Below are 20,538 nucleotides of genomic sequence, written 5' to 3' on the forward strand. Positions count from 1 at the left end.
GTTTTATATTACTAAGGTTTATGACTAAGGTTTATGACTAAGGTTTATCATAACAGTGGTATTGCTCTGTCATAACACATGCAAGGTTGGGGCATTCAACTATGGCTAAACCTTAAAATGTGATTCAGCTCTGATTATCACTCTAATTAAATTGTTAATGTTGAATCGTACTCATCATATGGCCGACATAATGCGAAATACGCTGTTAAACATAGCAATGATAATTTCACTACTTGGACAATTACTTGTTCCAAGTTTTGCTATGTCTAATGAAATGGCCATGTCAGACATGCAGTCGAGTAGTATGCATCAATCAACGATGATGCAAAGTGACTGTGATACTAACGATGACTGTTGCTTAAACGATATGAGTCAATGCATTAGCCATTGTCATGCGGTCGCGAATGCATTTTTGTTATCAGCAACAAACCTCACCAATGCTCTACTAACGAGTGCCAAAGTGAGTTCGCCTTTATGGACATCAACACCCACCATTCTAGTAAGCCAAAATCCGCCTCCGATAGCTTAATTCTTTATGTTTATTAGTTACCCACATTAATTTATAAAGATTTTTGTTGCTTCAACTATAAGCATCAAAAAGTTAACGGAGTTTATTATGAAAAAATTCATTGCGATCACACTATTATCTTTAGCCAGCTCAGCAGCAATGGCTGCCACTATCTCATTACCTGACTATTTAATCTTTACTGCGGTCGATGGCAAATCGACATCAAATAAAAGTGAAATGGAGGTGTCTCCTGGTCAACATTTAATAGAATTACAGTTTTATGATGTGTTTTCATCAGGAGCAGATGATACGAATTTTATTAAGTCCGATGCGTTATATTGGAGTCTACATCTAACCAAAGATGAAGATATTCACGTGCGTAGCAAAGAGATTTTCTCTTCAACCAATGCAAAGAAATTTATTGCATCACCGGTGATAACCTTAGACCGCGCCAGCGTAAAAGGTGAAAACGTCAAATTAGTTAATCACGAAGAGTTAATGGCTATTATCATGAAACAACACAGTCAAATGATGCAACAATAGTAAAATTGATAGGGCGCTTACATAGCGCTCTATCGTTATAAAAACCTGCTTGACCTATGTGCTGCACGTGGGTTTATAGTCAATACTAAGTAAAACAAGTTAAAATAACCCTTGTTTAAGATAATACATTTCACTATTCTGTTTGCTGTTGTTTTTGGAGAGTATATTTTGCGTAAAGCCCACTTAATCATGATGTTTGTCTTACTGACGTTTGTCGGTCAGGCTTTTGCGTCTGTGATTATGTCAGCTAATATGCCAATGAGCTCAATGACAAAGTCAACATTATCGACAGATAATAACAATGCTTGTCATGACATGAATATGCAAAAGAATGCCATGAATAATATGAGTGACATGAGTGATAATGAGAGTGATAATTGTTGTGCTCAAACTTGCCATTGTCCTGTCGGCTCATGTTTATCCGTCGCTTTAACGATGGCAATGCCAACGCTTAAATCAGAAGTCAGCTTAGTTAATTCTGCAACAATCCTTACCTCAGCACTTATGCCTCAGTATCGTTCTTCTTTATACCGTCCTCCAATATTTGCCTAACATAGGCACAGTTACGCCTTTTTTTTGCTAACTGTCCTAGCCAATCATGTAGTTTCAATTTTTTAACTTTTTCGGTTAATAAACTGACATTAAACCGCGTTGTTTAATGTGACGAAATTTGATTTGGAGGCAATATTATGTCTGCTTTATATCGCAATTCTATTCGTTTTTTTCGTGTCATAGGTACTATTTTTATTCTGCAAATTATGGGAGGGATGTTACCTGCCCATGCAGCGGAGCCCGACACTACGGCGCCATTACTCACTGTTTATAAAGATGCCAATTGTGGCTGTTGTGAAAAATGGCTAACGCATATTAGTGAGCGTGGATTTAGTGTTAATGCCCACAATATTAACAACCTTTATGATTTTAAACAGTCAAAGGGTATTCCTGCTTCAATGCAATCTTGCCATACCGCAGTGTCATCTCAAGGTTATGTGTTTGAAGGGCATATCCCGGCAAAATTCATTAGTCGTTTTTTAGCCACCCCCCCTAAAGATGCTATCGGCCTAACCGTACCCGCTATGCCTGTGGGCAGCCCAGGTATGGAGTACCAAGATAAATTTATGCCATACCAAGTCTTACTGTTGAAAAATGATGGCAGTAGCCAGGTTTACGCCCAAGTGAACTCGCTTGAGGAGTCTGTGCAATGAAATCTCAATACATGATAAAACCCATGATTGAAACGACAAACAGTGAACTCAACAACAGCCGACGCCGGTTTGTGTTTGGTGCATCCGCCATGTTGGCATTGATGTCGATCCCTTTCCCTAAAAATGCCTTTGCCAATGCGTTAAGCCAATCGTTGAGCCAGCTTTCTGGCAAAGTGTTCGACTTATCAATTGACTATAAAATGGTTAATTTTACCGGAAAATCTGCTCGGGCCACTGTGGTAAACCAATTACTGCCCGCGCCGTTATTACGTTGGAAAGAAGGTGAAACAGTTACCTTAAGAGTAAAAAATAATCTCGACCATGATAGTTCTATTCACTGGCACGGTATTATTTTACCCACCGAAATGGACGGTGTGCCTGGCTTTAGCTTTGATGGCATTAAACCCGGTGAAACATTTGAGTATCAATTTACCGTCCAGCAAAGTGGCACATATTGGTATCACAGTCATTCAGGCTATCAAGAACAAACCGGTTTATTCGGTGCTATTGTGATTGATCCTGCGACCCCCGATCCGGTCATATATGATCGTGACTATGTGATCATGCTGTCTGATTGGTCTGACGAAACCCCTGAAAACATTTATGCCAAATTAAAGAAACAAGCCGATTACTATAATTACCGTGAGCGTACGGTAATGGATTTTTTCTCTGACGTAGATAAAAATGGCTTAGCCAATACGTGGAACGCTCGTTCGATGTGGAATAACGCGCGCATGAGTGACAGCGACATATCTGATGTTACCGGCTCAACTTATACCTATTTAATGAATGGCAATCCACCGCAACAGGGCTGGCAAGGGTTGTTTAAACAAGATGAGAAGGTGCGCTTACGCTTCATTAATAGCTCTGCTATGACCATATTTGATGTGCGTATACCGGGCCTTAAGATGAGTGTTGTCGCCAGTGATGGTCAGAACATTCAACCTGTATCAGTGGATGAATTTCGAATAGGTGTTGCTGAAACCTATGATGTGGTTATTGAGCCAGAGGTTGATAATGCCTACTGTATTTTTGCTCAGAGTATCGACCGCACCGGCTTTACGGTAGGTAACCTTACCTCAGATGCCAGTTTACATGCTCCTATTCCCCCAATGGATCCAAGGCCTGTCCTTGGCCACAGTGATATGGGCATGGATATGAGTGACATGGATATGAGCGGTATGGATCATAGCAAAATGGACATGGGTGGCGGTGATATGTCAGGCATGGATCATAGCAAGATGGCTATGGGCGGCGGTGATATGTCAAGCATGGATCATGGCAAAATGGCTATGGGTGGCGGTGATATGCCTGGCATGGACCACAGCAAGATGGCTATGGGCGCTGCGAAAGCGACAGTCTCAGGATTAGGGCTTGCAGGCTTTGGCAGTAACAATGAAATTAAACACATTGACACCGAGTTCGGCCCACAAGTGGATATGCGTGCCGATGCGCCAAAAAGTGGTTTACACGATCCCGGGATTGGGCTGCGTGACCATCAACAGCAATTTAACCGCAAAGTATTAACTTATGGCGACATTAAAGGCTTACATCCTACCTACGACACACGCCAACCTAGCCGCGAAATTCAACTGCATTTAACCGGCAATATGAACCGCTATATGTGGTCTGTGAATGGGGTGAAATTTATGGACGCCGCGCCATTAGAGTTTGAATACGGAGAAAGACTGCGGATCACCTTAGTGAACGACACGATGATGACTCACCCTATGCATTTGCATGGTATGTGGAGTGAGTTAGAGACAGGCGATGCTGATTTTATTCCCCGTAAGCACACGGTATTAGTTCAGCCGGGTTCTAAGATCAGTTACTTAGTCACCGCCGATGCAAAAGGGCAATGGGCATATCATTGCCACTTGTTATTCCACATGCCAGGCATGTTCAGAAAAGTCGTGGTGAAATAAGGGGAATACAGATGAATAAAACGAATTTAATGGCCTTGGGACTGCTGAGTCTGAGCGCCACATTGACTAGCTCAGCTGTGTTTGCCGGCGGTAATGATGATCCTCTATTAACAAAAGTCATGCTGGATCAATTTGAAAAAGGCGTCGATCCGCAAGATCCCACCCAGTTTAGTGCACAAGCCTGGTTAGGTTACGATTTGAATAAGTTGTGGCTTAAAACCGAAGGTGAATATTCAAATAGTGATAAGCAAGACCTTGAAATTCAGGCTCTTTACAGTAAGCCCATCGCACCATACTGGGATGTACAATTCGGTATTAAAACCGATATCAAACCGACGCCGACTCGTAATTGGGCTGTGATTGGGGTTCAAGGGTTAGCGCCATATTTTTTTGATATTGACGCGGCCTTATTCATCGGTGACCAAGGCCGTACGGCTATGCGTGTGAGTGCAGAATATGAACTGTTAATCACTCAAAAATTGATACTCACACCTGAAGTAGAAGTTAATTTATTTGGTAAGGACGATGCTGAACTTGGAATAGGCTCAGGCTTATCTGACGTCAGTGCAGGGCTGCGATTGAGATACGAGATTGTTCGAGAGTTCGCACCCTATATCGGTGTTGATTGGCGTCAGAAGCTCGGTAATACCGCCGATTACGCCCGAAGTGAAGGGGAAGATACACAAGAAACCCAGTTTGTTATTGGTTTTAGCGCGTGGTTCTAAGACCTCGTTCATACACTGAGTTATAAGCTTGGCGCCAAGATGTTAGCTAAGCCAATATTTAATCATTTATGTAAACCGTTTTTCGATCGTTAAAAACAATATAAAAGGAAATATCATGAAATTATTTAACAACGTTTTAGTCGTAACAAGTCTATTCCTGAGTGCTTCAGCATTTGCTCATGTCGGACTGGACGGTTCTATGCCCGCTAACGGTGCCATGCTAAGTCAAGCCCCAACAACGCTTGAACTGACCTTTACGGCTCCGGTACGTTTGGTCAAATTAACAATGCAAGATGAGAAGCAGCAAAGCGTACCACTAACATTACCTTCAAGTGCGACCAGCCAAGCAGCATTTTCATTCGCTCTACCAGCATTAAGCGCAGCTAATTACACGGTTAACTGGATGATCATGGGTGACGACGGTCATAAGATGAAAGGCAACATGAGCTTTATGCTTCACGACTCTGGCATGAACACTCGCAGTGCACCGCCTATGACAATGGTGCATGAGACTAGCGAGCACACTGCACATCAATAAGTGGATGAGTAAACATGATATTAACCGTATTTGAAATATCGGTGTTGATATCTAAATGGGTTATCTATCTGAGTGTTGCCGCCGTTATTGGCGGCACATTGATGCAATATCTCATTAAGGGTCAACCGAACCTTGGTATTAGCGTTACAAAATATACCGGCCTAGGTGCCGTGTTGGGGTTGATTGCCGTTAGTATCAATTATTTTGCGCAAGTAGGGGCTTTTGCTGAAAGTGGCTTGATGGGAATATTCGATGCGCAGATGCATGCTTTTCTGTGGCCAACCCAGGTAGGGCAAACGGTGTTTTGGCGCTTAATCGGTTTTGGATTAATGCTAGTGGCTAGTGGTTTACTGTTATATAAGAACCGTTATATCAAAACGTTTTCTGCGGTATTAGCGATTCTCAGCTGTCTGTTAATTGCTGTCACGTTTACTTTTATTGGCCACAGCACTGAACTGGGATTGCTTGCTCAAGGCTTAATATTGATACATGTGTTAATCATTGGCAGTTGGATAGGCGCTTTTTATCCATTATGGAAATTATGCAGCACCGATGACAACAGTGATGACAACATCGTCATAAAAAATGTCATGGATACATTTGGTCGTTTAGGCATAGTGATTGTCATTCTAGTGTTGCTTTCAGGCATGGGAATGGTGTGGATGTTGTTTGATAGTCCCACTGAATTAATCAGTTCCAATTATGGTATTGCGGTCACCATCAAGCTCTGTTTGGTGGCTATCATTTTGTTTATAGCAGCATGGCATAAATTGGTTTTAGTACCGAAATTAACGATTGCGAACCCATCACTCGCAAAACAAAAACTACAAAAATCGATTGGATTAGAAGCATTAATAGCAGTACTGATATTAGCGACAACAGCGGTACTTTCGAGCGTGCTAGGTCCTATGAGCCTTGGATAATCACTATAAATTAACAGAGAGATAAAAATGAATAATAGCCCTTTAACAATACTCATAACCACCGGGATATTACTGATGTCCGCAGGACAAAGCTCATTGAGCTTCGCCCATGGTGATGAAACTCACCCTATAGAACAAAAAGCGTTTATCGGTGTTGATTCCGCCGCGGGTAATGTTGTCAAACAATTTCATGCTGCATTACAAACGGGCAATGAGGCTATTGTCAGGCAGTCATTAGCAGCCAATGTGCAAATTTATGAAGGTGGAAAAGTAGAACGTTCACTTACGGATTATGCCAATCATCACATGCTTGCAGATATGGCCTACTTAAAAGGGTTAACCATAACGCCAAAAGAACACCAAATAACGATTACAGGTGACATTGCTATTTCAACGTCAATAAGTCACGCCCAAGGTGAATATAAAGGTAAAAGTATTGACTCAATGACCATGGAAACGCTTGTGTTAATTAAACAAGCGGATGGTCATTGGAAAATAACCCACGTGCACTGGTCGTAAACATAACAAGTTCATTATGTAGATAAAGGATTATCTCGAGCCACTTTGTAGGTGCTCCCAAGAAAACCACAAAGACTCATATCATGTAATAACATGATATTTTATGGAAAAGGATTTCCTCTTTTTTAAGTCAATCCATTCACCATCCTTCATCGTTTTGTTTAATCCTCGCACGCCTTATGACAGGTAAAATACTTCTCATCATAAATAATGTCACGCGTCACAAAACTCAAACCAGAATCGAAATTATTATTGGCATATGCTAATAATAAGAGTATATATTGCATATGCCAATTACTATTATTCGATTAATTTAAGCGGATAATGCCAAGCCTCCAAAAATAAACGAACATTCTAGGACGCTCTCGGCAAAAGCTGTTTTAAGCCCAGTGGCATGTCGATAAACCAAGTTGGAACAACTGCGTTTAATCGATTTGTTAAAAATGCACATGAGGAGACATGATGATTACTGCCATACCTATGAAAGACCAACATATTGCCAACCACTTTAGCCGTGCCGATGAGATGCTATTCATTGATGAGCAAGGCCAAGTAAAAGGGCGCTTTGCCAACCCAGCATTAACAGAAGGATGTGAGGGTAAGCAACAATTAGTCAGTATGATACTGGCAAATGGAGCGGATCGCGTCATCGTGCGCAACATTGGCCAACAGCTTTTATCTAAGTTATTAAGCCAACAATTGAGTGTATTTCACGCAAAAAATGGTCGTACTGCAATAGAGTATTTTGCCAGTAGTCATTTAGCGGACTGTGAGCCATTTACCGAGGCAAGTCAGGGGCGACCATCCATCAATAATATTGCTAAGAAAGCCACTGGTGGTTGCTGTAACCATGAGCATAAACATAAACATAACCATGACCATGATTATCAACACGCTCATGGTGAAGAAGACTGCCATAACCAATCTGACTCGGGGACACATAAACGTTGCTGCGAGTCTAAATCTGAATTGGCGAATGAAACCACAACAATGAAACGTTGCTGCAATAAAAAACATTCACTAATTGCTCATTAATGATCGCTAGGGGTGTTTTATCACAGCGCTGTGGTGGCTAGTTAAGCTTTAAACCATAGCGTTGTAATTTTCGATATAAGGTACGCACACTGATATTAAGCGTTATCGCTAGTTCGGCTGGCGATCCTGCATATTGCTCACATACCTGCGAAAGATACGCACATTCCATGTCATCTAACGTCATCAGTTCGGTGTTAAGTTTTACGGCAATTGTTTCATCCTTAGATGTGTGGTTAGGTTGAACGCTTTCAGGTAAATCACTGCTGTGTATAACATCCTCATTGGCGATAAGTGCCGATTGCTCAATAATATTTTTCAATTCGCGAATATTTCCCGGAAATGCATAACGACCCAAAAGAGTTAATGCATTGCTCGAAAACTTTTTATGTTTGTAATCAGAATATTTTATAAAGTGATTCACCAGCGTCGGAATGTCATCATAACGCTCACGTAACGACGGTAAGTAAATCGGAAATCCTGCAATGCGGTAATACAGGTCGCGCCTAAATTCACCTTTTTCAACCAAATCGAGTAAATTCTTATGGCTGGCACTGACTAGCCTAAAGTCAGAACGTTTCTGTTTTAATCCGCCGACGGCACGATAACACTGGGTTTCAAGTAACCTAAGTAACTTTACTTGCATGTTCATCGGTACATCACCAATTTCATCAAAAAACACCGTTCCACCGTGCGCTATTTCAATCAAGCCTTTTTTGCTGCTTGTCGCCCCTGTAAATGCACCTTTTTCATAGCCAAATAATTCACTTTCGAACAGATTTTCACTTAGCCCAGTGCATTCAATCACCACAAACGGTTTATCATTTCGGTTGCTGGCCTGATGTACCGCTTTAGCAACTAACTCTTTGCCTGAACCAGTTTCACCTTGTAACAGAACCGCGATATTGGATTGAGAGGCTCGATTAATCCTGTTGAGCATCTGCTTAAATGGCGCCGATTGACCGATCATGGTGCCTTTTTTTGATTCTGTCGATGCGTAATCTATGGCATCTAAAATCTCTAGATACCCCAATACCATGCCACTATTATCTTTTATAGGTTTCATTAAAATGTCGCAGTAAGACTTACCTTGCACCATGCTGTGAATATGTACGGCACTGGCAGCTCGGTTAGTACTCTGGCATTGTAATAACGGGCATTCCTCACCGTGTTTATCGCAAGGTTGGTCACTATTATGAGAGATTTGATGGCATTTACTTTGGCCTAAAATAACGTCGTCATCATAGGTTTCGATATAGGCTTGATTAACCGCATGGATCACATAATCGGGAGTAATAAAAATCGCCGGTTTATCAATAGCGTTTATCATAGATTGTACAACGGTGGTGTTATTCATTGATTACTCTCGCTTGCGATTCATATTAATCGGCCAACCTTTATAATGACATTAATAGCACGATAAATGTCATTACGATGTCATATTTGTCACTCATTTGTCACTCAACAACCTAGCATGGGCATCCTGTCAATTTCAACAATGTTTAAGCTAATGATTTTAAGCGATTAAACCTAACTAGTGTGATATGGCACAAGCTTTGTATCGATTGTGTTATATCGCTTACGACCGAACGGTGCCCTGGCAGTAGTGAACCCATGTACGAAAATTATGCCCTGAAGTTAATGGGAATGACCCGACTTGAAGACGAGGATGACAAATAATGAAATTAACATCAAAGCACAAAAAAACGGTTTTAAATGCACGTAACATCAGTGCGTTATTAGTGATTGCTGGCATGAGTAGCCTTTGCCATGCTGAATCACTAACGGAACAGCAGGTGCTTGAACAACAGGCCAATCAACGCATTGCCGATTTTAGCCAAGCGTTAAAAGGTCAGTTACAGGCCGCAATTAAACAAGGTGGCTTAATCAATGCGGTGTCGGTGTGTAAATCGGTTGCACCTACCATTGCCGCTGAAAACTCGAAAGATGGCTGGACACTGACTCGAACCAGTTTACGTGTGCGTAATTCAGACAATACGCCAGATGAATGGGAGTTATCGCAATTACAACAATTTGAGCTGGTGAATGCCTCAGGACAACAACCTGCAGATAAGCCAATCGTGGCGAGTGAGTTTATCGTCAATGATGGCAACACTCAGTTTCGTTATATGAAGGCCATACCAGCGCAACAATTATGTTTAGGTTGCCATGGCAGTAATATTGAACCGGAAATGAGTGCATTGCTGAGCAAAACCTATCCAGATGATAAAGCGGTTAACTTTGCCCTTGGTGATATTCGTGGCGCATTTTCACTGAAAAAGGATATCAAAACATCTACTCCATCGGTTACTGCTAAGCCATAGTCGAAAGCAATAGCCGAAAGCCAAAGTCGAAAAAGTAATTAACAAACTACCACGGGAATAGGGCTTTATCATTAAGCCTTATTCTTCGGATCGTAAATCAAATAATGCTTATTAATTCGCTGTTTGTTGCGACTTAATCCGCAGTTTACATTGATGGTTTAATTTAACATCATGCTGTAGTGATTAACCCTCCTCAGTCATTGACTCAATGATGTTGAGAATATTACCAATATTAATCTGAGGCTTTATCTAACAAATACCAGTGTATTGTGTTGGGAGTTAATGTGTCATGAGTAGAATTCGAATCGATCCTTTTTATCATCAAGCTAGCCATACTCTTACGTATGTGGTGACCGATATTGCTACCCGTCAATGTGCGATTATTGATCCTGTTTTAGATTTTGACATGGCGTCTGGCACCATAAGCACGAGTTTTGCTGATAGCATCATTGAGCATATCGATGAACATGGATTTGAAGTTGAATGGATTTTAGAAACCCATGCCCACAGCGACCATATTTCTGCGGCCTGTTATATCAAGAAAAAACGCGGAGGGATGACCGGAATTGGCGAGCACATCACCAAAGTTCAACATACCTTTAAGCGATTACTGAATCTTGATGATAGTTTTAAATGTAATGGCGAACAATTTGAACAATTATTTGTGGATGAAGAACTCATTAAACTGGGTCATTTAGATATTCACATTATGCATACACCGGGTCATACACCAACCTGCGTCAGTTATCTCATTGAAGATGTTGTGTTTGTAGGCGACACCTTGTCAACGCCAGAATTAGGTACCGTTAATACTGACTTCCCCAATAGCAGCGCAATAACCTTGTACCATTCAATTCAGCGAATATTGGCATTACCTAATTGCACTCGGGTGTTTGTTGGCCATGATCCACATGCACAGAAACGTACAGATAATGGGTTAGAAACATCGGTGATTGCGCAAAAACGCTATAACAGTGTGGTAGGGGGGAATGTCACCCTAGCAGAGTTTATTAAACGGCATCAACAACGCCATATTGGCCCTGACATACAGCAACTATTATTAGCCGCCATTCAAATGAATATTCGTGCGGGTAACATGCCATTAGCTGACGGTAAGGGTAACTACTACCTTAAAATACCGCTAAATCGGCTCTAAAAATGAATACACAATCAACCATTAACACAATCAACCATTAGCACGGTTAGCCATTAACAGCATCTGCCATCAGTAAAAAATAAGCCATGAGCCACATAATGTTGGCTCATGTTTACGTAATTTATATTTTATGAGGCACCAATGGAAAGCCATCTTGTTGCCATTGCATCATGCCACCGGCAACAGACAGAGGTTTGCTAAACCCCATATCCTGTAATGATGCTGCCGCCAGTGCAGAACGGCCACCGGTTCGACAAATAAGGTATATGTTTTTGTCAGCTAGTTCATTTAACGCCAATACCCACTCGCAGTGATGACTGACTAAAGGATGCTCATGTATTTTCATCTCTAATACTCCACGTGGAAAATTCACCGCACCTTCTATATGGCCCGTCGTAAACTCATCATGCTCACGAACATCGATGATGATCACATCAGGGTTAAGCATTGCCGTCAGTAATTCTTGGGTACTCACTTCAATAATGTGGGTTTTAATCTCACTTATGTATTCCTGGGCAGTTTTCATGTGTACCTCGTGATGTTAAATAATGGATTTAGTTAAAATGAATAGCGCCATTAGCACTAAAAACACGGCAAATATTTTTTGTAAAATCGCTTTGGGTAAATATTGATTTATCCATTGGCCGGCAATACTGCCGACAAGTCCGCCTGCAATCATGATGGCAATAATCGACCAATCGAACTCAAACCCTTTACTTGAAAGTAATGAGTAATATTTAGCAAAACCGACCAGTGAGTTCATTGAAATAATCAGTAAGCTGGTACCAATCGCCAACGACATTTCAATGCCGCCAAGTAACACCAGTGCAGGTACAATTAAGAAGCCACCACCCACACCCACAAAACCGGTGACAACCCCAACCGCTAATCCTTGCGACAAGATTTTAGCGATATTTAGTTTGCCAGCTTGGTAGCGGCTAGATTGATTTCGCCACATCATCACCGCGCCAATGAGCATCAAAATGACAAACACAGTAAGTTGTATGTCACTGTTAAAGAAGCTGCTGAGCCATGCGCCTAAATAGGTGCCTACCATGCCAGGTAAACCAAATAAAAACACATGAGGCCAAGAGACTTTTTTATGCTTAATAAAGCCTATGCTGCTGATTAAACTGATAGCACCCACAATGCACAATGACGAAGCGATAGCTAATTGGGGTTGCATTCCAATAAGGTAAAGCAACACCGGAACAGTAAGGATGGATCCACCAGACCCTAATACACTCAGCACTAAACCAATTAATAATGCGCCAATGATTGCTTGTATCATCATGGTTACTCTTAAGTTTAAAGCTGGTTAATCGGGATTTTTAAATACACAGTGCCGTTGTTTTCAGCGTCTGGCATTTGGCCTGCGCGAATATTGATTTGAATCGATGGCAATATCAGCCTAGGCATCGGCAATGTGGCGTCTCGTTGTTGACGAAGCGTCACAAAAGCAGATTTGGTAATAGTGTCATTCACATGAATATTGTGTTGTTTCTGTTGGATGACTTGAGTTTTAAATTGATGCTCGCGCCCCTCTGTAGGGTAGTCATGACACACGTAGATATCTGTTGTATCTGGGAGAGTAAATAATGCCTGAATGGAATCGTACAAAGTATTGGCATCCCCACCTGGGAAATCACATCTAGCGGTACCCACATCAGGCATAAAAATGGTGTCTCCAACAAAGGCGGCTTGATCATTCACAATGTAAGCAAGATCAGCCGGAGTGTGACCCGGTGTGTGCATAACACGAATGGTCATATTACCGACTTGTAACAGCTCATTATGTTTAAATAGATGGTCAAATTGGCTGCCGTTAGGCAAAAAACTAGCGTCTAGGTTAAATACCTTTTTAAAAGTCTGCTGGACTTTGGTGATGTGCTCGCCAATACCCATTTGGCCACCAATTTGGTCACGTAAATAACTGGCAGCAGATAAATGATCGGCATGAGCATGGGTTTCAAGTATCCATTTGACGGTTAACGCTTGGCGTTCAATCCAATGTAAAACTCGATTGGCATTTCGTGTGCCTGTTCGACCTGATTTATAATCAAAGTCTAAAACCGGGTCAATAATCACAGCAAACGATGTGGTATTATCAGCAACAACATAAGTGAATGTTTCACTGTCTTCATCTAAAAATTCATGGACACTAAAGGTTGAAATCATCACAAGCTCCTGTTAAATAGTGCACAGGGACTAAGCGTCCCAGTGCTTGCCACGGGTTAAAGCGACTTCTTACTAAAATACCAATCTACATAATCATAACCCTGGGATAATCGTGCTTTAGCGTCAGCAGTTGTTGCTGGTGGTGGCACAATAACGTCATCGCCAGGTTGCCAGTTTTCTGGGGTAGCAACGCCATTGGCATCACTGGTTTGCAGTGCTTTTACTAATCGAACAAATTCATCTATAGAACGACCATTACTCATTGGGTAATACACCATGGCACGCAATACACCTTCGGGATCGATAATAAAGGTTGCGCGAACGGCAGCTGTGTCACTCGCACCGGGTTGGATCATGCCGTAGGCTTTAGCCACTTCCATTGATAAGTCGGAAATAATCGGGAAGGTTATTTCAACGCCAAAGTTTTCTTCAATGTTACGTACCCAAGCGATATGGGAATGAACACTGTCGATGGATAAACCGAGTAACTCAGTATTAAGCTTGGCAAATTCTTCTGCACGTTGAGCAAACCCAATAAACTCAGTCGTACACACAGGGGTAAAATCCGCAGGATGGGAGAACAACACTAGCCACTTACCTTTATAGTCAGTAAGTGAGCGCATGCCATGTGTTGTCTTGGTATTAAAGGCCGGAGCGGGTCGGTTTAATTGCGGAAAAGAAACAATAGAATCAGTCATGTTATTACTCCAAAAAAATGGTTAAGTTAATGCAACTCTAATCTGTAAAATAGATTGCAAACATACTTAGTAATAGCAATTGCTAGGCCAATATCGGTTAGATGATAGTAAATAACGTAAATGAAAATAAGTATCTGATTTTATTAATTAAAAATTTAGATGTGATTAGTTGTTAGATAATTTTTACATTAGCCACACAATAAGTTGTGTTTAACTAGTGTCATAAATGGCACAAAAGACAAAAATGACCACATTAATTGTCGCAATAGCAAAACCGATCAAGCGATACTGGTGTTAGCAGTAAGGTTTCTGAAGTGAGTAATTAACAAGTCTGTGCATAAAGCCGCATTATATGGATTAGAAATAGAACTGATTGCGGAACAAAAATTTATTTAACGATAGCAATGTGAAGCGGGTCTTGATTATGCTTGTGAATCCTATACCGTAATATCATTTAGGTTTATATTTTCGTAATCAAATATATGACTTATAAAGAGTAATTCGTAAATGGAATTGGCTAAGCTTTCACGTATCAGTATGAAACACTTGATCACTTTGCATGTGATGCTTGATACCCTCAGTGTCACAGCCTGTGCTGAACGGTTATGTTTAAGCCCATCGTCGGTGAGTAAAACCTTAAGTCAGCTAAGAGAAAGTTTGCATGATGAATTATTCTATCGTCATGGCAATTCACTCATCGCCACTGCATTAGCACGACGACTAGGCCCAAGTGTGAAGCAGATGATTAATGATATGAATCAGATCATGAACCAGGATGTGTTCAAGCCACAACATTATCAAGGTAGCTTTTCACTGGCGATGCGCGAAAGCACATTTGAGTTATTAGCCGCCACATTAACGGCTCATATTCTCAACTTAGCGCCCAATATCCATATCGATATTTACAATAAAGACAACATCGGCTTTGACGGCTTAGTAAAGGGCTCGTTGGATTTTATTCTATTGCCACATGACTTAAGCCAACCAACCAATGTCGATGAAGACTTAGTCTGGGAAACCTTAATCAACGATGAAATGGTCTGCCTAATGAGTGCTAGCCATCCACTGGCGTCACAGCAGACTATTAGCCTTGATGACTACTTAAATTTCAGCCACATCGGCATAACAGATACTGATTTGAGCACACCATTTTTTGATATTTTACTGGCACAACAATCTAAAAAACGGGCGATACCGATTTCGGTACCTGACTTTGGCAGCGCAGCGTTAATGTGCCATCACAGTGAACTGCTATTTACCTGTTCGCGCCACTGGGCCTCAATAGCCAAGCAAGCCCAAGGATTACTGATTAAACCGTTACCGATCGATTATGGCAAAGTTGCTTATAGCCTTGTGTGGCATAGGCAAAGTATGAATGATCCTGCTCATCGTTGGCTGTATGAACAAATATTGCTGTGCAGTCGTTAAGCGCACCAATACGATTTTAAGTATTGATTAAATGGTACTTTATCAATGAATTGATTTGGTATTAAGTTGCAGCAAAGCCGTCCTAGCCATATGTTCAACCTCAGTTGCATATAGATGTGACATGTAGAACTTACCTATAGACGCTAAATGTAGGTGCTAAATGTAGCGATTAGATATACAGAGATTAGATATACAGCGACGGCAAGACGATATTGGTGACTCCTCGCTGAGTAAGTTGATTTGCTAAACGTGCTATATCCGCTTGAGTACATTGTGGCCATGTAGAGCCTATACCTTTAACCCCATGATGATGAAACGCATTTAACTTCACCCGAGTCTCTGTGGGGAGGTTGGATAAATACCCGCCTAGGGCGTCAATATCATGCTCATAATCCGTGATGCCGGGAATGTGTAACAGTCTTACTTCATACAGTTTATTGTGCTGAACCAGCAACTCAATTGACGTAAACACCGAATGGTTATCACGCCCAGTGATGTAATGATGGGTATCTTGTTGCCATGCTTTTAAATCAACCATTGCGCCATCTAAAAATGGCAGTAGCTTATGCCAACCCGTTGAGCTCAAACTGCCATTGGTGTCGAGCATACAACTGAGATGAGATAAATGTTCTGAGGACTTTATCGCACTAAAAAGCTCAATAATAAAAGGCAATTGTAAGCTCGCTTCACCACCACTGAGTGTAATGCCATTGATAAAATGACGTTGGCCGTAGATAACCTCTAGCATTTGTTCAACGGAGTAATGAGACGTTTTAGGCGTTGATTGTCTAGGACATACTGTAATACAAGTATCGCATTGGCTGCATTTGGTGCTGTCCCAGACAATATGGGGCTTACTTTGTGAACTACTTGGCGAATGATTAACTGGTATTAGATCTCCATGTAACAACATTTCTTGTGACCGCAGTTGGGGTAACGGCATCGCTTGTGAATGAATAAGACTCAACGCCTGTTCAGGGCAGCTATCAATGCAGTCACCACAAGCATCACACAAACTGATGGTGTGAGGATTATGGCAATTTTTGCATTGATAGTTGCAGCCTTGCAAAAATATCACCAAACGACTGCCAGGCCCGTCGACACAGGAAAATGGCAATATTTGACTGACAACGGCATGTTTACTCATGAATAAAAGGAGCTTGTTCGTGAGCAATTACCCGAGCTTGGCGTTGAAATATTCCCGTATTGATTGCGGCTTCAGCAGCTAACCCTGTGGTGTTGGTGCGTGAACCGCATTGCTTAAAAGTCTCAATGTCTGAGCGTTTAACCATATAACCAGTTACACGGACTAAATCGTTATTAGCAACATTGGCACTAAACTCTCTAAAACCTGAACTAAGGGCGCCTTTACAGAGTTGGAACATCGCTTGAGGATTAGCTTTAACGGTTTCATCTATGGTTAAAATATCGCTTATCCCAGCAGTATAATATTGATGATGTTCAGCTAGTGCTTGAATATGACTAATAGGGTCTGGTTCTGAGCCATAGGGAATACGCACGCCAGGGGTGACATTTTTATCCAAACTAATGCCACTTTGAGAATGTAATAACGCGCGACCGTTATAACCATAAGTGACCGGTGTCGACTTTACTATGTTGTCTAAAGCTGCAGATATTCTGAGTCCAAGTTCATTAGCATCAAGGTTATGGCCGTAGCCTGTATTGGGTTTGCTTGCGACGTTGGTAGTTGTAACCTCAGCAGCACTAGGTAGTAAGGCTTGTAAAATATTGACCGCTTCAGCCATACCATAAATACCGAACATAGGTGCAAAGCGAGATTCATCGATCAACTGTTCCTTAACTAAAAAACTGTCAAAGAAATGAGATTGTTGGTGTAAAAATGCCGAACGCACTTCAATAAGCTCGAATGCGAGTTGGCTGTAATATGGCAGAGTTTGGGCAAAAAAATCATCAATACTGTTAGCGTTTAGAGCGACTTCTTTGAGGTTAACCCGCACCAAGGTATTGGCGCCGCCAGCTAACGGTAATGCGTTATAACAACTGACAATCCCAAAACCACGAGTATCGAAGGCGTCGGCATGTAGCGGATAGTTGGCAATGTGAGGTTTACCGCATTGACAAATATTGCTGGTGGCCTGAAATAATAAATCATCTGGCGTTACGGCAGGGTCATACATAAAGGTTAAATTGGGGGCAATTTGTTGTAATTCTGCATCTATACGCAAAATGGTTCGGCAAATAATGTTATCAGTTGGGCCAATATTCACATGCATAAATGCATCGGGTAACGTGCGATCGAGTAATATCCAAAACCGCTTGAGTTTGCGATAGATAGCATCAGTATCGAGCCCTTTGGTAAAAGGCATTAATAACGCATCTAATTGGCCTAAGTAAACCGGGATATTGGTCACCGATGGCACATGAAAATAAAGAATGGTTAATGCATTTAAGGCGTCATCAAAGTCTTCGGCGGGCGACAGCTCCAAATACTGAGATCCTTGCTGCAGGTATTTGGCATAATCTGGCAACACATAACGCGGCTTAAATGGCGCATGACCTTCAAACATATCGCAAATAATACCTTGTTTCATGGCATTATTTACCTGCTCAGACACCGCCACATAAGGCAGACTGTTTTCAGCTTCTAAAGCTAAATAGTTGGATTTTTGCTTAGGAGAAAGGTGAGGGTGGGTGACAATTTTCTCAATGTTATCTTGTAATGTCATGATGAAACTCACTTCTTATAGACTAATGCTTGATAACAACTAATCTACTCAAAGGTAGGATGTTTAAACAGTGAAAATAGCCGACGTTGGCATTGATAAAATCGAAATCCGATGATGAAGATCACATCCCAAATGACAGAACATATTGACTAGTGTGTAATGAACCCTATAAACAACGAGAGGCAGAAAAATCGTAATCGATAAAGAGGAACGTTATTAGATTATTACATTACTAATGTTATTACGTTGCTGGGCGCTGAGCGGTTAAACTTGAAATTGTTGGGGTAGTGTAACGAACGCTTTTTAAGTAGGGTGTTACTGGCTTTGTAGCAAAACTAACAGGCTTAATCCAAACAATAAACTTCAGTTCTATTTCTTCCAAGTGCTTTGGCTTTATACATAGCCTTATCCGCTTGAGTAAATAAATCTGTAAACAGTGTTTTATCATCACAAATACTGACCCCAATACTGACGGTTAGCACGCCGTCACCCACTTTAATTTGCGAGATGCTATCTTGGAGCCGGTTACAAAATAATAAAGTATCACTTTTGTTCGTGTCTGGTAGCAATATCAAAAATTCTTCGCCACCAAAGCGAGAGACAAGATCGGTTTGTCGACAAAAATTCTTCAAAATATGCCCGAGCTCTTTCAGTACTCGATCGCCTTCTAAATGACCAAAGCTGTCATTAATAATTTTAAAATGATCGATATCTAACACTAATAAACTAACAGATTGTTCCGATCTAGCAGCCTGTTCAAGCGCTAACGTACAACGATATTTCATTTCTCTTCTATTTAATAGCTGCGTTAACTCGTCAGTTGAAGCAAGCAATTTTAATTTTTCAGCTTGCTCCTCAAGTTTTTTTCTTGTTTTTATTAACTCATCATAAAGTTGGTCTCTCTTGGAGGCATTGAAAAAACTCCAATAAATACAGCCGTCATCGCTTAAACGAGCATTCACTGTTATCGGAATTCGTAGCCCGTCAGCATTAAAAATAATCAACTGCATTTCTTCACAAATTTGTTCGTGTAAAAGTGTTGGAATTAAATAACTTTGAAAAAATATGCGGGAAGATTGGGTAAAGATAATATCCGCATTTTTGCCTATCAGTTGCTCTGGATTCCACAATAGTTCGTCGGTAAAGTATGAGTTTACATAAATAATAATGTTGGCTGCATTGGTGACTAACGCACCACACTGGAAACTATCTGGGGAGTGCTCAAATGTTTTATTACTTTCGATTTTACTATTTTTTGTCGTGATCATTTTGCGAATTTCATTATCGATTTTAAAATTTCTTCAGGATGAGTCATATGCAAGCAATGACCATGAGCAGCGATAATGTTAAGTTCGCTATGGGGTATTTCGCTCGCAATAAACTCACCAACAGATGTTGCTGCCAGGGCATCATTTTCACTTTGTAAAATTAAACACGGTTGTTTAATCTCTTTTAGTAGATAACGATAATCAGATAAAAAAGTCGCTTCAGCAAAGTTCTTCGCAATAACCGGGTCGGTAGAACAAAAACTGCCTGATAATTCACCAATTAGCTCGTCAGAATTGGTTGTTCCCATTACTAACGGAGCTAAATAATTAGCCCAGCCAATATAATTTTTGTCCATTAGATTTAACAACTCGAGTAAGTCTTCTTTATCGAAACCGCCAAAATATTCAGGAGGAAAATTTAAAAAACAGGGTGAAGGACATACCATTACCAGCTTAGAAAATAGCTCAGGTTTTTGAATTGCAGCAATTGCACCAATAATACCGCTCACTGAATGCCCTATGAAAATAGCGTCAGTTAAGTGCAAAGCGTCACATACTTCGATTATGTCTTCTGCATATCCTTCAAGTTGACCATAACGTTTTCTACTGTATTGAGAGATATCAGAAGCACCTGAACCAACATAATCAAATAGCACAATAGTAAAATGCTTCATCAGTTCAGGGGTTACAAAACGCCACATATTTTGATCGCAACCAAACCCATGTGCGAGAACTAAGGTTTTGCTACCATTACCGATTAATTTAACATTATTTCTAACAAGAACAGCATTTGAATGAGACATGATTTTTCCATTTTTACCAGGTGACCAATGATGACTACCTGCTGGATTTATTGGCTA

The 20,538-nt window shown here is 41.0% G+C and carries 22 protein-coding genes; 13 read left to right on the forward strand and 9 right to left on the reverse strand.

Annotated elements, in window-relative coordinates:
- Window positions 1-190: 190 nt before the first annotated feature.
- From GUY17_RS10280 to GUY17_RS10325, 10 genes are all read left to right on the forward strand, one after another.
- Window positions 191-529: a hypothetical protein gene (locus GUY17_RS10280; RefSeq protein WP_254439897.1), complete on the forward strand. Its 339-nt coding sequence runs from the start codon at window positions 191-193 to the stop codon at window positions 527-529.
- 87 nt (window positions 530-616) lie between these two features.
- On the forward strand, window positions 617-1,051 hold the full coding sequence (locus GUY17_RS10285) for a DUF2057 family protein (RefSeq protein WP_162023069.1): 435 nt from the start codon (window positions 617-619) through the stop codon (window positions 1,049-1,051).
- A gap of 168 nt (window positions 1,052-1,219) precedes the next feature.
- Entirely contained in the window at window positions 1,220-1,603 is a 384-nt protein-coding gene (locus tag GUY17_RS10290) for a CopL family metal-binding regulatory protein (RefSeq protein ID WP_254439898.1), read from the forward strand.
- Between the two features lie 137 nt (window positions 1,604-1,740).
- Complete coding sequence (locus GUY17_RS10295) at window positions 1,741-2,256, forward strand: DUF411 domain-containing protein (protein ID WP_162023071.1); 516 nt, start codon at window positions 1,741-1,743, stop codon at window positions 2,254-2,256.
- Window positions 2,253-4,181 carry a copper resistance system multicopper oxidase gene (locus tag GUY17_RS10300; protein ID WP_162023072.1) on the forward strand — a complete coding sequence of 643 codons (1,929 nt, stop codon included), beginning with the start codon at window positions 2,253-2,255 and terminating at the stop codon, window positions 4,179-4,181. Before GUY17_RS10295 ends, GUY17_RS10300 begins: the two co-directional genes overlap by 4 nt.
- A gap of 11 nt (window positions 4,182-4,192) precedes the next feature.
- Complete coding sequence (locus tag GUY17_RS10305) at window positions 4,193-4,906, forward strand: copper resistance protein B (protein WP_162023073.1); 714 nt, start codon at window positions 4,193-4,195, stop codon at window positions 4,904-4,906.
- 115 nt (window positions 4,907-5,021) lie between these two features.
- Window positions 5,022-5,444, forward strand: a complete 423-nt coding sequence (locus GUY17_RS10310) for a copper resistance CopC family protein (protein ID WP_162023074.1) — start codon at window positions 5,022-5,024, stop codon at window positions 5,442-5,444.
- Between the two features lie 14 nt (window positions 5,445-5,458).
- On the forward strand, window positions 5,459-6,367 hold the full coding sequence (locus GUY17_RS10315) for a copper resistance D family protein (RefSeq protein WP_162023075.1): 909 nt from the start codon (window positions 5,459-5,461) through the stop codon (window positions 6,365-6,367).
- A 75-nt stretch (window positions 6,368-6,442) separates the two neighbouring features.
- A complete protein-coding gene (locus tag GUY17_RS10320; RefSeq protein ID WP_124018413.1) occupies window positions 6,443-6,886 on the forward strand; it encodes a nuclear transport factor 2 family protein in 444 nt (147 codons plus the stop codon).
- Window positions 6,887-7,345: 459 nt separating this feature from the next.
- Window positions 7,346-7,921, forward strand: a complete 576-nt coding sequence (locus GUY17_RS10325; RefSeq protein ID WP_162023076.1) for a NifB/NifX family molybdenum-iron cluster-binding protein — start codon at window positions 7,346-7,348, stop codon at window positions 7,919-7,921.
- 37 nt (window positions 7,922-7,958) lie between these two features.
- On the opposite strand, the gene GUY17_RS10330 is transcribed toward GUY17_RS10325, so the two are convergent.
- Window positions 7,959-9,275: a sigma-54-dependent Fis family transcriptional regulator gene (locus tag GUY17_RS10330; protein WP_162023077.1), complete on the reverse strand. Its 1,317-nt coding sequence runs from the start codon at window positions 9,273-9,275 to the stop codon at window positions 7,959-7,961.
- Between the two features lie 322 nt (window positions 9,276-9,597).
- On the opposite strand from GUY17_RS10330, the gene GUY17_RS10335 reads away from it, so the two are divergent.
- Together GUY17_RS10335 and GUY17_RS10340 are read left to right on the forward strand one after the other, a co-directional pair.
- A complete protein-coding gene (locus GUY17_RS10335) occupies window positions 9,598-10,242 on the forward strand; it encodes a DUF3365 domain-containing protein (RefSeq protein WP_254439899.1) in 645 nt (214 codons plus the stop codon).
- 289 nt (window positions 10,243-10,531) lie between these two features.
- A complete protein-coding gene (locus GUY17_RS10340) occupies window positions 10,532-11,398 on the forward strand; it encodes an MBL fold metallo-hydrolase (RefSeq protein WP_162023078.1) in 867 nt (288 codons plus the stop codon).
- A gap of 121 nt (window positions 11,399-11,519) precedes the next feature.
- Here the strand turns inward: GUY17_RS10340 and GUY17_RS10345 are convergent, their stop codons facing one another.
- The 4 genes from GUY17_RS10345 to GUY17_RS10360 are packed head-to-tail and all read right to left on the reverse strand — an operon-like array spanning window position 11,520 to window position 14,274.
- Window positions 11,520-11,924 carry a rhodanese-like domain-containing protein gene (locus GUY17_RS10345; RefSeq protein ID WP_162023079.1) on the reverse strand — a complete coding sequence of 135 codons (405 nt, stop codon included), beginning with the start codon at window positions 11,922-11,924 and terminating at the stop codon, window positions 11,520-11,522.
- A gap of 15 nt (window positions 11,925-11,939) precedes the next feature.
- Entirely contained in the window at window positions 11,940-12,692 is a 753-nt protein-coding gene (locus GUY17_RS10350) for a sulfite exporter TauE/SafE family protein (protein WP_162023080.1), read from the reverse strand.
- A gap of 14 nt (window positions 12,693-12,706) precedes the next feature.
- Window positions 12,707-13,576: an MBL fold metallo-hydrolase gene (locus GUY17_RS10355; RefSeq protein ID WP_162023081.1), complete on the reverse strand. Its 870-nt coding sequence runs from the start codon at window positions 13,574-13,576 to the stop codon at window positions 12,707-12,709.
- 56 nt (window positions 13,577-13,632) lie between these two features.
- On the reverse strand, window positions 13,633-14,274 hold the full coding sequence (locus GUY17_RS10360; RefSeq protein WP_101088322.1) for a peroxiredoxin: 642 nt from the start codon (window positions 14,272-14,274) through the stop codon (window positions 13,633-13,635).
- A 507-nt stretch (window positions 14,275-14,781) separates the two neighbouring features.
- Between GUY17_RS10360 and GUY17_RS10365 the strand changes: the two genes are divergently transcribed.
- On the forward strand, window positions 14,782-15,702 hold the full coding sequence (locus tag GUY17_RS10365) for a LysR family transcriptional regulator (protein ID WP_162023082.1): 921 nt from the start codon (window positions 14,782-14,784) through the stop codon (window positions 15,700-15,702).
- Between the two features lie 184 nt (window positions 15,703-15,886).
- Here the strand turns inward: GUY17_RS10365 and GUY17_RS10370 are convergent, their stop codons facing one another.
- The 4 genes from GUY17_RS10370 to GUY17_RS10385 all read right to left on the reverse strand — a co-directional run bounded on the left by GUY17_RS10370 (window position 15,887) and on the right by GUY17_RS10385 (window position 20,481).
- Window positions 15,887-16,849 (reverse strand): YjjW family glycine radical enzyme activase, encoded by a 963-nt coding sequence (locus tag GUY17_RS10370; protein ID WP_162023083.1) that lies wholly within the window; start codon window positions 16,847-16,849, stop codon window positions 15,887-15,889.
- Window positions 16,842-18,410, reverse strand: a complete 1,569-nt coding sequence (locus GUY17_RS10375) for a YjjI family glycine radical enzyme (protein WP_162023084.1) — start codon at window positions 18,408-18,410, stop codon at window positions 16,842-16,844. The genes GUY17_RS10370 and GUY17_RS10375 overlap by 8 nt, the downstream gene beginning before the upstream one ends.
- A 344-nt stretch (window positions 18,411-18,754) precedes the next feature.
- Window positions 18,755-19,678, reverse strand: coding sequence for a sensor domain-containing diguanylate cyclase (locus tag GUY17_RS10380; RefSeq protein WP_162023085.1), 924 nt, complete (start codon window positions 19,676-19,678; stop codon window positions 18,755-18,757).
- Window positions 19,675-20,481 (reverse strand): alpha/beta fold hydrolase, encoded by an 807-nt coding sequence (locus GUY17_RS10385; RefSeq protein WP_101088317.1) that lies wholly within the window; start codon window positions 20,479-20,481, stop codon window positions 19,675-19,677. The genes GUY17_RS10380 and GUY17_RS10385 overlap by 4 nt, the downstream gene beginning before the upstream one ends.
- Window positions 20,482-20,538 lie beyond the last annotated feature (57 nt).

The sequence above is a fragment of the Shewanella sp. Arc9-LZ genome (genome assembly GCF_010092445.1).
Lineage (GTDB): Bacteria > Pseudomonadota > Gammaproteobacteria > Enterobacterales > Shewanellaceae > Shewanella.

Bases quoted from the DNA above. Each gene is read 5' to 3' on its own strand.
- GUY17_RS10280 (WP_254439897.1), top strand. From the start codon at position 191: ATGCGAAATACGCTGTTAAACATAGCAATGATAATTTCACTACTTGGA.
- GUY17_RS10285 (WP_162023069.1), top strand. From the start codon at position 617: ATGAAAAAATTCATTGCGATCACACTATTATCTTTAGCCAGCTCAGCA.
- GUY17_RS10295 (WP_162023071.1), top strand. From the start codon at position 1,741: ATGTCTGCTTTATATCGCAATTCTATTCGTTTTTTTCGTGTCATAGGT.
- GUY17_RS10300 (WP_162023072.1), top strand. From the start codon at position 2,253: ATGAAATCTCAATACATGATAAAACCCATGATTGAAACGACAAACAGT.
- GUY17_RS10305 (WP_162023073.1), top strand. From the start codon at position 4,193: ATGAATAAAACGAATTTAATGGCCTTGGGACTGCTGAGTCTGAGCGCC.
- GUY17_RS10310 (WP_162023074.1), top strand. From the start codon at position 5,022: ATGAAATTATTTAACAACGTTTTAGTCGTAACAAGTCTATTCCTGAGT.
- GUY17_RS10315 (WP_162023075.1), top strand. From the start codon at position 5,459: ATGATATTAACCGTATTTGAAATATCGGTGTTGATATCTAAATGGGTT.
- GUY17_RS10320 (WP_124018413.1), top strand. From the start codon at position 6,443: ATGTCCGCAGGACAAAGCTCATTGAGCTTCGCCCATGGTGATGAAACT.
- GUY17_RS10325 (WP_162023076.1), top strand. From the start codon at position 7,346: ATGATGATTACTGCCATACCTATGAAAGACCAACATATTGCCAACCAC.
- GUY17_RS10330 (WP_162023077.1), bottom strand. From the start codon at position 9,275: ATGAATAACACCACCGTTGTACAATCTATGATAAACGCTATTGATAAA.
- GUY17_RS10335 (WP_254439899.1), top strand. From the start codon at position 9,598: ATGAAATTAACATCAAAGCACAAAAAAACGGTTTTAAATGCACGTAAC.
- GUY17_RS10340 (WP_162023078.1), top strand. From the start codon at position 10,532: ATGAGTAGAATTCGAATCGATCCTTTTTATCATCAAGCTAGCCATACT.
- GUY17_RS10345 (WP_162023079.1), bottom strand. From the start codon at position 11,924: ATGAAAACTGCCCAGGAATACATAAGTGAGATTAAAACCCACATTATT.
- GUY17_RS10350 (WP_162023080.1), bottom strand. From the start codon at position 12,692: ATGATGATACAAGCAATCATTGGCGCATTATTAATTGGTTTAGTGCTG.
- GUY17_RS10355 (WP_162023081.1), bottom strand. From the start codon at position 13,576: ATGATTTCAACCTTTAGTGTCCATGAATTTTTAGATGAAGACAGTGAA.
- GUY17_RS10360 (WP_101088322.1), bottom strand. From the start codon at position 14,274: ATGACTGATTCTATTGTTTCTTTTCCGCAATTAAACCGACCCGCTCCG.
- GUY17_RS10365 (WP_162023082.1), top strand. From the start codon at position 14,782: ATGGAATTGGCTAAGCTTTCACGTATCAGTATGAAACACTTGATCACT.
- GUY17_RS10370 (WP_162023083.1), bottom strand. From the start codon at position 16,849: ATGAGTAAACATGCCGTTGTCAGTCAAATATTGCCATTTTCCTGTGTC.
- GUY17_RS10375 (WP_162023084.1), bottom strand. From the start codon at position 18,410: ATGACATTACAAGATAACATTGAGAAAATTGTCACCCACCCTCACCTT.
- GUY17_RS10380 (WP_162023085.1), bottom strand. From the start codon at position 19,678: ATGATCACGACAAAAAATAGTAAAATCGAAAGTAATAAAACATTTGAG.
- GUY17_RS10385 (WP_101088317.1), bottom strand. From the start codon at position 20,481: ATGTCTCATTCAAATGCTGTTCTTGTTAGAAATAATGTTAAATTAATC.